At 67.3% G+C, this 13,322-nt stretch carries 11 protein-coding genes and 3 pseudogenes; 9 read left to right on the top strand and 5 right to left on the bottom strand.

The window, feature by feature from the left end:
- Nucleotides 1-36: 36 nt before the first annotated feature.
- The gene (gene katG / locus OHU89_RS02005; RefSeq protein WP_405639209.1) at nucleotides 37-2,229 is read right to left on the bottom strand and encodes a catalase/peroxidase HPI; all 2,193 of its coding nucleotides are present in this window, start codon (nucleotides 2,227-2,229) and stop codon (nucleotides 37-39) included.
- 511 nt (nucleotides 2,230-2,740) lie between these two features.
- Here katG and OHU89_RS02000 point away from each other — a divergent pair.
- Together OHU89_RS02000 and OHU89_RS01995 are read left to right on the top strand one after the other, a co-directional pair.
- Entirely contained in the window at nucleotides 2,741-2,929 is a 189-nt protein-coding gene (locus OHU89_RS02000) for a hypothetical protein (protein ID WP_405639207.1), read from the top strand.
- 80 nt (nucleotides 2,930-3,009) lie between these two features.
- Nucleotides 3,010-3,336, top strand: a complete 327-nt coding sequence (locus OHU89_RS01995; protein ID WP_405639205.1) for a plasmid stabilization protein — start codon at nucleotides 3,010-3,012, stop codon at nucleotides 3,334-3,336.
- Between the two features lie 112 nt (nucleotides 3,337-3,448).
- Here the strand turns inward: OHU89_RS01995 and OHU89_RS01990 are convergent, their stop codons facing one another.
- Entirely contained in the window at nucleotides 3,449-5,446 is a 1,998-nt protein-coding gene (locus OHU89_RS01990; RefSeq protein WP_405639203.1) for a GDSL-type esterase/lipase family protein, read from the bottom strand.
- Between the two features lie 108 nt (nucleotides 5,447-5,554).
- Between OHU89_RS01990 and OHU89_RS01985 the strand changes: the two are divergent.
- Nucleotides 5,555-5,926: pseudogene (locus OHU89_RS01985) on the top strand (transposase); the annotation flags it as partial.
- 32 nt (nucleotides 5,927-5,958) lie between these two features.
- Here the strand turns inward: OHU89_RS01985 and OHU89_RS01980 are convergent.
- Nucleotides 5,959-6,738: a hypothetical protein gene (locus tag OHU89_RS01980; protein WP_405639201.1), complete on the bottom strand. Its 780-nt coding sequence runs from the start codon at nucleotides 6,736-6,738 to the stop codon at nucleotides 5,959-5,961.
- A 155-nt stretch (nucleotides 6,739-6,893) separates the two neighbouring features.
- On the opposite strand from OHU89_RS01980, the gene OHU89_RS01975 reads away from it, so the two are divergent.
- From OHU89_RS01975 to OHU89_RS01960, 4 genes and pseudogenes are all read left to right on the top strand, one after another.
- On the top strand, nucleotides 6,894-7,202 hold the full coding sequence (locus OHU89_RS01975; protein WP_405638658.1) for a transposase: 309 nt from the start codon (nucleotides 6,894-6,896) through the stop codon (nucleotides 7,200-7,202).
- A complete protein-coding gene (locus tag OHU89_RS01970; RefSeq protein ID WP_405638656.1) occupies nucleotides 7,199-8,116 on the top strand; it encodes an IS3 family transposase in 918 nt (305 codons plus the stop codon). The genes OHU89_RS01975 and OHU89_RS01970 overlap by 4 nt, the downstream gene beginning before the upstream one ends.
- A 14-nt stretch (nucleotides 8,117-8,130) precedes the next feature.
- Nucleotides 8,131-9,318, top strand: a complete 1,188-nt coding sequence (locus tag OHU89_RS01965; RefSeq protein ID WP_405639199.1) for a group II intron reverse transcriptase/maturase — start codon at nucleotides 8,131-8,133, stop codon at nucleotides 9,316-9,318.
- 103 nt (nucleotides 9,319-9,421) lie between these two features.
- Nucleotides 9,422-9,691 (top strand): annotated as a pseudogene (locus OHU89_RS01960) (transposase); the annotation flags it as partial.
- Nucleotides 9,692-9,724: 33 nt separating this feature from the next.
- Here the strand turns inward: OHU89_RS01960 and OHU89_RS01955 are convergent.
- Nucleotides 9,725-10,453: a hypothetical protein gene (locus OHU89_RS01955; RefSeq protein ID WP_405639197.1), complete on the bottom strand. Its 729-nt coding sequence runs from the start codon at nucleotides 10,451-10,453 to the stop codon at nucleotides 9,725-9,727.
- Between the two features lie 351 nt (nucleotides 10,454-10,804).
- Between OHU89_RS01955 and OHU89_RS01950 the strand changes: the two genes are divergently transcribed.
- Nucleotides 10,805-11,944 (top strand): pentapeptide repeat-containing protein, encoded by a 1,140-nt coding sequence (locus tag OHU89_RS01950; RefSeq protein ID WP_405639195.1) that lies wholly within the window; start codon nucleotides 10,805-10,807, stop codon nucleotides 11,942-11,944.
- A 331-nt stretch (nucleotides 11,945-12,275) separates the two neighbouring features.
- Here OHU89_RS01950 and OHU89_RS01945 read toward each other — a convergent pair.
- A pseudogene (locus tag OHU89_RS01945) lies at nucleotides 12,276-12,359 on the bottom strand (IS5/IS1182 family transposase); the annotation flags it as partial.
- A gap of 140 nt (nucleotides 12,360-12,499) precedes the next feature.
- Between OHU89_RS01945 and OHU89_RS01940 the strand changes: the two are divergent.
- On the top strand, nucleotides 12,500-13,246 hold the full coding sequence (locus OHU89_RS01940; protein WP_405639193.1) for a phosphotransferase family protein: 747 nt from the start codon (nucleotides 12,500-12,502) through the stop codon (nucleotides 13,244-13,246).
- The last annotated feature ends 76 nt before the right edge of the window (nucleotides 13,247-13,322 follow it).

The raw sequence follows: 13,322 nt of genomic DNA, 5'->3' as shown, positions 1-13,322 counted from the left end.
GGGGCTCCTGACCGAGGGGCTCGCCCTGGATCTCACTCAGCGGCGGACGTCGTACCGGTCGAGGTTCATCACCTTGTCCCAGGCGGCAGCGAAGTCCCGTACGAACTTCGCGTCGGCGTCACGGGAGGCGTAGACCTCGCTGAGGGCGCGGAGTTGGGAGTGCGAGCCGAAGATGAGGTCGACGGCGGTCGCGGTCCACTTCACCTCGCCCGTGTCCCGGTCCCGGCCTTCGTACACGTTCTCGTCCGTGGCCGACGTGGACCATTGCGTGCGCATGTCGAGGAGGTTGATGAAGAAGTCGTTGGTCAGGGCCCCGGGCCGGTCAGTGAGAGCGCCGTGTGCGGAGTCCCTGTAGGCGGTGTCGAGGGCTCGCATGCCGCCGATCAGGACGGTCATTTCGGGGGCGGTGAGGTTCAGCATGTTCGCGCGGTCGAGCAGGAGGGTTTCGGGGGCGAGCTTCTCACCCGCCTTGAGGTAGTTGCGAAACGCGTCCGCCTTGGGTTCGAGTACGGCGAACGACTCCACGTCGGTCTGTTCCTGCGTGGCGTCCGAGCGCCCCGGTGTGAAGGGGACGGCCAGGTCGTGCCCAGCGTCGGCCGCGGACTTCTCGACGGCCGCGCAGCCGCCCAGGACGATCAGGTCGGCGAGGGAAACCCGCGTCTGGCCGGTCTGTGAGCCGTTGAAGTCCTGCTGGATCTGCTCGAGTGCACGCACCGTCTCGGTCACTTCGGGGAGGTCGTTGACCTCCCAGTCCTTCTGCGGTGCGAGCCGGATCCGTGCCCCGTTGGCGCCGCCGCGCTGGTCGGTGCCGCGGAAGCTGGCGGCCGAAGCCCAGGCGGTGGTGACGAGCTGGGAGACGGACAGGCCGGAGGCGAGGATGGTTCCCTTGAGAGCGGCCATGTCCGTGTCGGTGATCAGGTCGTGGTCGACCGGGGGGACCGGGTCCTGCCAAAGCTGCGGCTCGGGAATCCACGGGCCGAGGTAGCGCGAGCGGGGACCCATGTCGCGGTGCAGGAGTTTGAACCACGCCTTGGCGAAGGCCAGCGCGAACTGGTCCGGGTTCTCGTGGAAGCGCTGGGCAATCGGCCCGTAGACCGGGTCCAACTTCAGCGCGAGATCCGTCGTCAGCATGATGGGGGCGTGCCGCCTGGACGGATCATGAGCATCGGGCACGCTGTCCCGAGCTGAGGGGTCGGTGGGAGTCCACTGGTGGGCACCGGCCGGGCTCGTCGTGAGTTCCCAGTCGTAGCCGAACAGGTTGTCCAGGAACCCGTTGTCCCATTTCGTCGGCTCATGCGTCCATGCCCCTTCGAGCCCGCTGGTGAGCGCGTCGCCGCCGACTCCGCTGCTGCAGGTGTTCCGCCAGCCCAGGCCCTGCTGCTCGATGGGGGCAGCTTCGGGCTCGGGCCCGATGCAGTTGGGGTCGACCGCCCCGTGGCACTTGCCGAATGTATGGCCGCCGGCGATGAGCGCCACCGTCTCCTCGTCGTTCATCGCCATCCGCCCGAACGTCTCACGGATGTCTGTGGCGGCAGCCAGCGGATCCGGGGTGCCATTGGGGCCTTCCGGGTTGACGTAGATCAGCCCCATCTGCACAGCACCGAACGGACCGGCAAGTTCCCGATCCCCGCTGTAGCGCTCATCCCCGAGCCAGGTGTCCTCGGGCCCCCAGAAGATCTCCTCGGGTTCCCACTGGTCCTCCCGCCCGAAACCGAACCCGAACGTCTTGAACCCCATGGACTCCATGGCGCAGTTCCCGGCGAAGACCAGGAGGTCCGCCCAGGAGATCTTCTGCCCATACTTCTGCTTGACCGGCCACAGCAGACGGCGCGCCTTGTCCAGGCTCGCGTTGTCCGGCCAGCTGTTCAGCGGAGCGAACCGCTGCGCGCCGCTACCACCACCGCCCCGGCCGTCCGCCGTTCGGTACGTTCCCGCGGAATGCCAGCTCATACGGATGAAGAGTGGACCGTAGTGACCGTAGTCGGCCGGCCACCAGTCCTGCGAGGTGGTCATCACCTCGAAGACATCGCGTTTCAGCGTTTCCACGTCGAGGGTCGCGAACTCCTTGGCGTAGTCGAAGCCCTCGTCCATCGGATTCGAACGCGATGAATGCTGATGGAGAATCTGAAGGTCCAGCTGATTCGGCCACCAGTCCCGGTTCGTCCGGGGCCGGCTCGCCGTGGGGCTGGGGGAGGGGATTGCCGGATTCTCGCTCTCACTGCCGGGCATGCGCGCATCCTGCTTTCTGGTCGGATGTGTCCTTTTTCCGGTTGTTGTTCCTGACGTTGTTAGCTTTGCGGGAGCCGGGCAATCCGACACGCACGCGGAGGGCGCCATGGCGCCCACAGGAGGGAAACCTCGGCCCGTACCGCGGCAGGTGACGCCCGCGGTGCGGGACGCAAGCAACAGCTGCCAGCGGGTAGCCGGGTGCATCGGAGTTCCCGATGGCAGCGCAGGCAGGTTGAGGCCGCAGGCACGGGTCCCACCGTGTCCGCGGCCTCGGTCCCACGGCCGTTCAGCCGCAGCACGAGTGCCCAGAGCCTTCCGCGTAAACCCGGTGGGCGCCACGTTCACGGGGTGGCTCCGGCTCAGCGATGAGGCAGGGCCTTCCTGACGGCGGTGCAGTTCCAGGAGGGCGGCCCCAGGGGCGGAGGGATGCGTGGGGCGCACGCTTCGGGCGGGCGGCTGGGGGAACTCGTCGGTCGGAAATGACCTCCGACGTGAACAGGGGAGCCCGCAGATGTCGAATCCGCAGCAGCCGGAGCAGCGGCACAGCGAGAAGGGCGGCGGCACACCGCAGGAGAGCGGCGAAATCAAGGCACGGGAGACCGAGGCCAAGGGTGGCCGTGCTCACGGCACGGACAAGGGTGACAAGGAGGGTGGGCGCGGCGGGGGCGTGCCTCCGGACCAGCAGACCGAACACCCGTGATCCGATCCGAAGGCCCGTCGCTGAGCGGTGAAGCCGATGAAGACGGCTCACCGCAGTTCATATGAGAAGGGAGAAGCATCATGCCGGCCGGATCGAGTTCCAAGCGGGAGCGCCAGTACGAGCATGTCAAGAAGAGTGCCGAGGACCGTGGCGAGTCGTCGAAGAGGGCCAAGGAGATCGCCTCTCGGACCGTCAACAAGGAGCGGGCCAGGTCGGGTGAGTCGAAGACCGCCAGCAAGACTTCGACGCGTGACCCGAAGTCGGCGTCCCAGCGTGGTGGGCAGCGCTCGCACAGCGGTGCGGAGGGTCCGACCAAGGATCAGTTGTACAACGCGGCCAAGAAGCGCAACATCCAGGGCCGTTCCTCGATGACCAAGAAGCAGTTGGAGAACGCACTGGGCCGGTGATGGGGACGGGAGAGGAGTGCGGCGATCTCGCCGCCAGGGCCGGGGCCGGGCGCCCGCGCAGGCAGTGGAGGCGCGCGCCTGCGCGTCGCGGTCCGCCGGCCCCGGCCCTCCCTCACATACCGATCCGCGCCGCGATGACCGGTGCCAGCCGGTCCGCGATGACGCGGTGCCCCTGGTCGTTGGGGTGGACCGAGTCCGTCAGGTCGCCCGAACCCAGCCAGCCGGTGGTGTCGACGAAGGAGACCCGGGAGTCGCCGCCGTCGACGGCCGCCTCGACCGCCGCCTGGGTCTGCGGGACGTACCGGCCGCGGAAGGTCTCCAACGCGAAGATCCACGCCTGTGGGTACGCGGCGCGGACCTTGCGCAGCAGGCTGGTGTACGCCGTCTGGAACTGCGCGGAGCTGACTGCGTGGCCCACGTCGTTGGTGCCGAGGTTGATGACGACCGCGTTCGCCTGGTAGCGGGAGAAGTCCCAGTCGGGGGTGGCCGCGTTCGGGTTGAGCTTGGTGAACTGTCGCTCCAGGCCGACGCATCCGTCCGCCGCGGCGACCAGACAGGCGCCGCCCTGGGCGATTTGGGTGTGCTCGGTGCCGAGTCGTTCCCCGATCAGCCAGCCGTACGCGGTGCGGGCGTTCTGCGACGACGTCGTCCCCACCGTGATCGAGTCGCCGACGAACTCGATCAGCTTGCCGGGCGCCGACGGAGCGAACGTGGTGGCGCCGCTGTCGAGGACCAGTCCCTGAAAGACGGCGTCACCCCGGTAGGAACCGGCGACCACCTGGTAGTTGACCTGAAGGGTGTGGTTGCCGGCGGACAGCGGGGAGGGGGTCAGGTTCACCGTTCCCTTGACGTCGTCGTAGAACTTCACCGGGCCGTTGTCGATCCTCGCCCAGAAGTCGATCGTCCCGCGCTGCTTGAGCTGGACGGTCCGGCCGGTGAAGCCGACCCTGTAGTAGGCGCCCGCCCAGTACGGGGTGTAGGCGGTGGAGGTCCCGGTGTCCCAGCGGCCCACGAACTTGATGTTGGGGTCGCCGGGTTGCCCGGGAGCGGCCGCCAGAGTGGACGTGGGGTTGCCGAGTCGGGCGGCGATGACGGGGGCGAGGCGGTTCGCGAACTTGGTGTGGCCCGCCTCGTTGGGATGCCCGTTGCCGTCCTCGTAGTCGGTGCCGTCGGTCAGCCAGCCCGTGGTGTCGACGTAGTGAACCCCGCTGTCACCGGCGTTGGTGCGGGCGGTGACGGCCGCCCTGGTCTCGTTGACATAGCGCTTCTTGAGCGTCTGCACGGCGAAGAGACGCGCGTTCGGGTAGGTGGCGCGCAGGTCGGCGAGGAACTTGGTGTACGCCGACTGGAAGGCGGCGCCGGTCACTCCGTGGCCGATGTCGTTGGTGCCCAGGTTGATGACGACGGCGTCCGCCCGATAGCGGGAGAAATCCCACTTCTGGCTGCCCGTGCTCGCCGTCCTGAAGAACTGCGTGCTCAGGCCCGTGCATCCGGACTGGGCGACGAGGCAGTAGCCGGAACGGGCGATCTGGGTGTGGCGCGCCCCCAGTTGCTCGCCGGTCTTCCAGGCGTACGAGTCCAGTGCGAGCCGGTCCGTGAGCGCGCCCGCGGTGATGGAGTCACCGACGAACTCGACGAGCCGGGACGGGGCGTTCGGCGCGAGCGTGCGCGCACCGGGATCCAGCACCAGGCCCTGGAAGACGGTGTCGCCGGAGCGGTACGAAATGCGCAGGGTGTGGGTGCCGGCGGACAACGGCTGGGGAGTGAGGTTCACCGTGCCGCGCACCCCGGGGTGGAAGACGTCGGGGCCGCCGTCGATGCTGGCGTACAGGTTGACCGCTTCTCTCGCCTTGACCTTCACCGTGGTGCCGGTGAAGGCCGTCTGCAGGTAGGCACCGGTCCAGGAGGGCACCGCCGCCGTGCCGGCGCTGGTGTCCCAGCGCCCGACGTAGACGATGTTGGGGTCGGAGACCGAGCCGTCACCCGTCGCGGCCTGGGCGGGGGAACTCCCCGTCCAGGACAGCAGGCAGGCGACGAGAACGGCCGTGACGAGCGCAGGGAGGGTACAGGCGAGGCGGCGTAAAGAGGTGACGTGGGGGGTGGTCTGCACGGGATCCCTTTCGGCGTGAGGGTGGGAGCGCTCCCATAGGCAGCCTCTTGAGAGAAGCAATGAAACGGTTCAGCGTCAAGGGTTCGCGTCGAGGCGGGGACGCATTCGATTCAGCGCCACGGGTTCGCGTCAGGCCGCCAACTCACCGACAAGCAGTGGAAGTTGATCGAGCCGTTCTCTGCCGATCGGCGAGTACGGCCCGTACCCCGGACGGTTGCGGGAGCAGTTCGTGGGAGTGATCTGGCGGTTCCCTACCTGTAGGCAGTGGCGGGAGATGCCGGGCGAGTTCGGCCTGTGGTCCACGGTCTACGGCCGCTTCCGGGCCGTTAGGGACGCGGCGTCTGCACCGCACTGCTGGAAGGCGTGACCGCCGAGGCCGCCCGCCAGAGGAAGACAGACTTGCCCCTGGTCAGTGCGGGCTCCACCAGCGCCCGCGCCCATCATGACGCCGCCGGGAGGTGCATCGGTGAGGAGCAGATGAGAGTGCAGGCAGCGATATTGGTCGCACCCGCTCAACCGACCGAAGTGTTCTGTGACGCCTTGCGTGCTTCGGTGAGGGCTCGCTGCCTGAGGTTGCCGCCGAACAACTGAATCGTGGTGGCGGCCAGGATGTCGTCCCTGCCGATGGTCCGCCCGTCCCCCCTGCGGGTGGGCCGGGCCCGGAGGGAATCCTTGAGGAACGGGGGTGGGGCCGGTTCGCCCGACATCTCCAGGGTGACCGTACCGAAGCGTTTGACCCCGCCCTCGCGGACGACCATGGCCGCGTCCAGGGCGAGGTCCGTCAGGAACACGCTCGCGATTCCGTCCAGGTCGCGGACCATCGCTGGGACGGCCGTCGCCCTCTGGCTCCGCAGCAGCTTCTTGACCCCAGCCTCGAACCTGTGGGCGCCGACCACAGCACTCGGTTTGCGTGACCTGCTGCGCTTACGAGAAGGCACGATGACGCCCTCGGCGTCGTACAGGACACCGGTCAGGCCATGAAACGTCGGGCTGTGGTCGTACCACTTGGTCCCCACCTCGAGCTCGACGTTCCGGTCGATCGCCGAGAGAAGGTCCCCGGGAATCAGCTTCTTCCGGGCCTCCGCCGCCGCCTCTCTCCTCGCGCCGTCGATGATCTCCGTCAGCACTGTCCGTGTCACCGACGCGGCGGCCCACGCGGCCGACCGAGAGACGTGCATCGGGGTCACGTCCCTGAACACCGCTTTGACGAGAGAAGGCTTGAACGGCAAGACATGCATCACCGAGGCGGTCTCGCGACCGCTGCGTTCAGGGCGTGCGGGCTGTGTGGTCATCAGAAGGAATGCTCCCTGCTGTCGGAGTTATCAGAGGCCCACACTTCACCACGCAGCCCCCTCTCTTCCCTCATCCTCCGTCGCAGTGAAGTTCCCCCGAGATGCGGAGGAAGCTGACAGCCGGTCAGATGGGACTCATGAGAGGACCTATGACCATGGCTGCCCCCAGGAAATACTCGCTGGAGTTGCGTGAGCGTGCGGTGCAGATGTATCGCACCACCGAGCCGAAGCCACAGATCAAGAAGCTGGCCGTCGACCTCGGTGTGCATCCTGAGGCCCTGCGCGGCTGGATCCGGCAGGCCGAGGCCGATGCCGGCGAGCGCGACGACCGTCTCACCACCGACGAGCGGGCCGAGCTCGCCGCGCTGCGCAAGGAGAACGCCCAGCTCAAGCGGGCCAACGACGTCCTGCGGACGGCCTCAGCTTTTTTCGCGGCGCAGCTCGACCCGACCCGGCCCAGGTGACGGCGCTCGTTGACGAGCATCCCCGCCTGGGAGTCGAGTGCGTCCTGCGGGAACTGCATATCGCCTCTTCCACCTACTACCGGTGGCGCCGTGCGGAGAAGGAGCCGTGCGAACGGCGGCGCCGCGACGTCGAACTGACCGAGCGGATCAAGGAGATCCACACCGAGTCCGGCGGCAATTACGGCTCACCGCGCGTGCACGCCGTCCTCAAACGCGAGGGCGTCCACGTGGGCCGCAAGCGGGTCGAGCGCCTGATGCGCGAGGCCGACATCGCAGGGATCAGCCCCCGGCGGAAGGGCTTCACGCGCCGCGATCCCACGGCCAGCCTCGCCCCGGACCTGGTCAACCGGGACTTCACCGCACCGGCGCCGAACCGGTTGTGGGTCACCGACCTGACGATGATCTCCACCGGCGAGGGACCGTTGTGGCTCTCTGCGATCCGGGACGCCTTCTCCCGCCGGGTGGTCGCGTGGGAGACCTCCGCCCGCGCGGACGCCGACCTGGTCCTGACCACCCTGGAGTACGCACTCGCGTCCCGCGAGGTCGAGCCCGGGCAGCTCATCCACCACGCCGACCACGGCTGTCAGTACACATCCATCAAGCTCACAACCCGTCTGATGCGAGCGGGAGTTGAGGCATCCATGGGCTCCGTCGGGGACTCGTACGATAACGCCCTCGCGGAGAACCTCTGGATGCTCATCAAAACCGAGGGCCTCCGTGGCCGCACCTTCACCACGAGGGCCGAGGCGAACCTCGCGCTCTTCGAATACATCGACGGCTTCTATAACTCCCGCCGCATCCAGAAACGGCTCGGCTTCCTCAGCCCGATCGAGTTCGAGGAGAAGTACTACGCCGAGCAGGCGACGGCCGAACTAACGAACCTCAACACCCGTCAACCCCTGCTGACCAGCTGATCAGCGGCTCCCGTATGACGGGGGAACCTCACAGCGGCGCCCCACAGGGCGGCACGGCATCCCCGATCTTGTCGAACATCTACCTGGACCAGCTCGACCAGTTTGTTGAACAAGATCTGCTGCCCGAATACAACCGGGGCGGCCCCCGTCGCAAGAACCCGGCCTACCTGGCCAACAAATCCCAGATTGAGAAGGCCGAACGACGCGGTGACCTGGAATCGGTGAAGTCGCTGAAACAGCAGCGCCGCAGGCTGCCGAGCGGCGACCCGAACGACCCGGGGTTTCGACGCCTGAAGTACGTGCGGTATTGCGACGACTGGCTGCTCGGCTTCGCCGGGCCCAAACACGAGGCCAAGGAGATCAAGTCGCGGATCCAGCAGTTCCTGCACGATGAACTCAAGCTGGAACTCTCGGAGTCCAAGACACTGATCACCCATGCCACCAGCCAGGCGGCAAGGTTCCTTGGCTATGAAATACGGGCTCAGCACGAGGACACGAAACTCACTCGCGGACGCCGTGCGGTCAACGGCGTCATGGGTCTGTATGTGCCCAACTCAGTGATCCGTGAACGATGCGCCCGCTACATGAGAAACGGGAGCCCAGCGGCACGCGGCCAGCTCTTCCACGACAGCGATTTCACCATCGTCGGGAAGTACGGAGCCGAATACCGAGGGTTCGTCCAGTACTACCTTCTCGCTCAGGATGTATTTCGCCTGAACACGCTGCACTGGGTCATGGAGACATCGATGCTCAAGACCCTGGCCGCGAAGCACCGATCCACCGTCCCGGCGATGGCCCGCGCCTTCAAGGCGACCATCAGCACTCCGGTCGGCCCCCGGATCTGCTTCGAGGCCGTGGTGCAGCGCGACGCGGGAAGGAAACCACTGATCGACCGCTTCGGCGGGGTCCCACTCATCCGCAAGCGCACCGCCGTCCTGACCGACCGACGACCGACCATGGCCAGTCCCGGCAACGAGCTGATCCATCGGCTCCTGGCCGGGAAATGCGAAATCTGCGGCGCAGGAAAGGGACTTCAAGTCCACCACCTGCGGAAACTCGCCGATCTCAACAGGCCCGGTCGGCCAGATCGACCGCCATGGATGACCCTGATGGCAACACGGCGACGCAAGACCCTGGTGGTCTGCTCAGCCTGCCACCACAACATTCATGCAGGACGAGGCTCAGCTCTTCCCCGGAAGTAATCACTGGAGAGCCGTGTGCGGTCAAAGCCGCCTGCACGGTTCGGGAGGGGGCCGACGGAAAAGGACCCGATCCACGGGCACCTCGCCGGCGGCCTACCTCACCCTCAACACCCACGTGGCAGCAGGGATGCACCGCTACATCGCCGCCCACGACTGGCTCACCGTCTACCAGCTGCCCTCCTACGCACCCGACCTCAACCCGGTCGAAGGAATGTGGTCCATCCTCCGCCGCACAACCCTGGCCAACCGCGCGTTCGCCGACCCCGAAGACCTCATCACCGCCGTCCGGCAGGGCCTACGTAAACTCCAATACCGCAACGACGCACTCGACGGCTGCCTCACCGGCACCGGACTGCGACCCGCTCCACCATGACGACATCGCACATTCAAGGGCGGTCACCGTTTGTCAGGGAACCCGGAACCTCGCGCACGTCGGCCCGCGCTGTGCGAGCGATCCACACTCGTCCTGGGTTCCGTCGCCCGCGTTGAGGGCCTCGATGCTGATGCCAGCGGCCTGTGGTGGAAGGGACATCGGCATACTGACCCGCTGCTCGACCACGCCCTTGTCGTTGGGTCTGAGCTCACTTGAGTAGGCGTCGACCGAGTCGTGGACAGGCTCGGACAAGTCGGCTCTTACGGCATTTACATACACCTCGATGCTGGCTCCTGTCTCGACGCCGTCGGCATGAACATCGAAACTCAATTTCAGATGGGACCGGGGGCCGTCGACTTTGATGTTGGTGATGGTCGGCCGCCCGTTTCCCCCAGCAGCCTTGGCCGCGCCGATAACCGCCACGCCCAGAGCCACCATGTAGAAGATCACCCCGAAAATGAGGACCACGGTCTCCCACAGGTTGCCCAGCCGTGTGGGGTGAACGAGCAGAGCCACAATGCTGCACACGATGGCGAGGATGGCGCAGAGCGAGGCCACATAGATGGGCCACGACTCGTTGTTGAGGGCAACGAACACGACGTCGCTGCTGAGGCCAAGCAGGGTCATGACTCCGGCAACGGCGACGAGGGCGCCGGCCAGGATCTTGGCAACGTCGTCCAGGCGCTTTCCGATCCTGGCCTGGATCTCTTCGTGCGTCGGGGCAGGTTCTTGTTCGCTGCCCCTCTTCGGGACCCCGCTCATTGCCCTCCTCCTGACCGAAGGCCCTGGGTGGTCAGCCGGTCGTCCGGCTGACGTCCGGCCCTGGTGGAAGACGCTAGGTTCGCGCGCGAACCTCAGCGACCCGGGGCTGGGCCGGACAGAGGAACGATCAGGTGCTTGAGGGGAGTGGCTGGGGGAACGCTGAGCGCGGAATGGCCCGGACCAGTGCCGCCGATGGTGTCCGCAGTCCAATCGACCGGCAGGACGTCGGGGCTGCGCAGGGTGACCATGGACACCGACTCTTCCTCTACGACCACCTCCGGAAAGTCCTGATCCAGTGCTACGACAGCGTGGCGGAGAATTGGGCACTGCTTCCTGGTATGTCATGAGGGGATGATTGAGCCCTCTGCCGCCGCGCAACTCCGCCGGATCGCCCGTCGACGGGCCGCCAGGGATCATCGACGGCAACGCAGCCGCCCCATCGGGCCGGGCCGCGACACCGGTATCAGCCGACTGACGTGGGTGGCACTCGCGGCGTCCACGCTGCCGGGGCTGGCTGCACTGGTCGCCCTGCTGTTCACGTGGATGTCGGTAGGGCAGACCAACAAAGACCTGCAGATCTCCGAGCAGGGGCAGATCACCACCCGGTTCAACACCGCGATCACCAACCTGGGATCAGCATCGTTGGATGTGCGCCTCGGGGGCATCTACGCCCTGCAACGCATCATGCAGGACTCCTCCAGGGATCAGCGCACTGTCGTCTCGGTGCTGTCCGCGTTCGTACGCCAGCACGCGCCCGTTCCGGACAATGGCTTCAAGCCGGCAGAGGAGTACAGACCCCCTACCGACGTGGCGGCTGTGGTTTCCGTGCTGGGCAACCGGTCCGCAGACCGGGAGGTGACCCAGGACGGGAAGCCGCTGTACCGAGTTGACCTGAGCAGCGTCGATCTGCGCGGCCTGGAGCGCGAAGTGGGCCTCACAGAAGGCGGCATGCGCAGGCGCAGCACCTTCCGCTTCGCGTTCCTCACCGGCGCGGACCTCCGACACGCAGGCCTCGAGAATTTCGACCTCTTCGGCGCGTCCCTCGACAACGCGAACATGTCCGACGTGAACCTGCAGGACACGGACCTCCGGCATGCATTTCTCGGAGGCGCCAATTTGACCAACGCGCGCTTGGGCGCGGCCGTCATGACCGGCGCGGAACTCGGCGGAGCGAACCTTCACAACGCGCACCTGAGCAGGGCCGAAGAAACCAACGAAACCAGCGAGGCCGACTCGAGCGCCGACTTGACCCGCGCGTCCCTGATCGGCGCGAACCTGAGCGCCGCAGACCTGCGCGGCGTGGTCCTGATCGACGCGGACCTGACTGACGCGGACCTGACCGGCGCCGACCTGCGCGGCGCGGACCTGACCCATGCAGACCTGAGCAACGCAGACTTGACCGGGGCAAAGATGTCTGGCGCGAAGCTGGCGGGCGCCATCCTCGAGGGCGCACGCGGAGTGCCTTCTTACAGCCGTGGCGGCTCGCCGTGATCCTCCGGCCGCCGTGCGCGGACGGCCAGTACACGACGATCCGCGGCTGTCGGCGGCGCGGGACAAATCTATGACGACGGACGTGGCCGCGCATGGAGACAACCACATCGGACTGCTCACGCACGACATCACGAATTCAAGATCAGTAGCCACCTCCCGCACGCCCTCGTACCGTGGCAGCTGCGTCCCCCGTCCGGCTGCACCCCGTTCTCCCTAGCCCCTGCCACCGAGGAGGAGCGGCCGGCGAAGGCACGCAGGACGACAAGTGGGCGGCCGACCTGCGGGAGCGGCGAAGGCGTTCCATGCCCGGGGCACTTGAAGGTGCCCCGCAGAGCCTGCGGCAGCCGGCGAGCCAGGCCATGGTGCGCTCTACGGTCCTACGGTGACGGCCCAGTCGTTGCGAGGACTCCACTCCCTAACAGGAGTGGTGGGCTTGATCTGGTCAGAGGTCGGTGTCGTGCACGAGGCCGCCGGGTGGCGGGACGCGGTCAGCCGCGCAGTCGCACGCGACAAACCGGGCGACGTCGGCGATCGTCCCCGGGATACTGGTCGCCCATGGATGAGGTCGAAGTCGTCGTCGCCCATTCCGAGCGCACGACTCTGCGCGTCGGCGACGTGTTCCTGAAGGTGGACGCCGATCGGGCGCGCATCGATGCCGAGGTCGAGGCGATGTCCCTCGCGCCGGTCCCGACCCCGGAGGTCCTGTGGTGCAAGCCGCCCGTGCTCGCGATCGCCGCACTCCCGGGGACCACGCTCGGGAGACTCGGGGGGCCGTCGACCGGGTCGCCGGCGGCGTGGGCCGCGGCGGGCGCCGCCATCCGGAAGCTGCACGAAGCGCCCCTGCCGCCCCGGCCCGGCCAGGCCGGCCGGAGCATCGTCGCGCTGACGGCGGAACTCGACGACGAGTGCGAGTTGCTCGTGACGAACGGCGTCCTGCCCGCCGACCTGGTCACCCGCAACCGCCAGGTCGCCGAGGCCGCACTCCGGCCGTGGACTCCGGCGTTCACACACGGCGACCTGCAGATCGCGCACGTCTTCGTCGACGGCGACGAGGTCACCGGCATCATCGACTGGTCCGAGGCGGGCCAGGGTGATGCCCTGCACGACCTCGCCACCTTCACGCTCGGACACGAGGAGCACCTCGACGACGTCATCGCCGGCTATGGCACCGACGTCGACCTCGACGTGATCCGCGCGTGGTGGTCGTTGCGAAGCCTGCTGATAGTTCGCTGGCTGACCGAGCACGGCTTCGACCCCTTCGCGCCAGGCTGTGAGGTCGACGTGCTGAGATCCCGGATGTGAGGCTGCGCGGGCCCGACTGAACAGAACCCGTACTCGGCGGCAAGCCGCTCGGGGATGCGGCCTCGCCGATCACGGT

Origin of the sequence: Streptomyces sp. NBC_00019 (genome assembly GCF_045041015.1) — a bacterium.
GTDB lineage: Bacteria > Actinomycetota > Actinomycetes > Streptomycetales > Streptomycetaceae > Streptomyces.
This window is presented reverse-complemented; position numbering and strand designations above follow the sequence as displayed.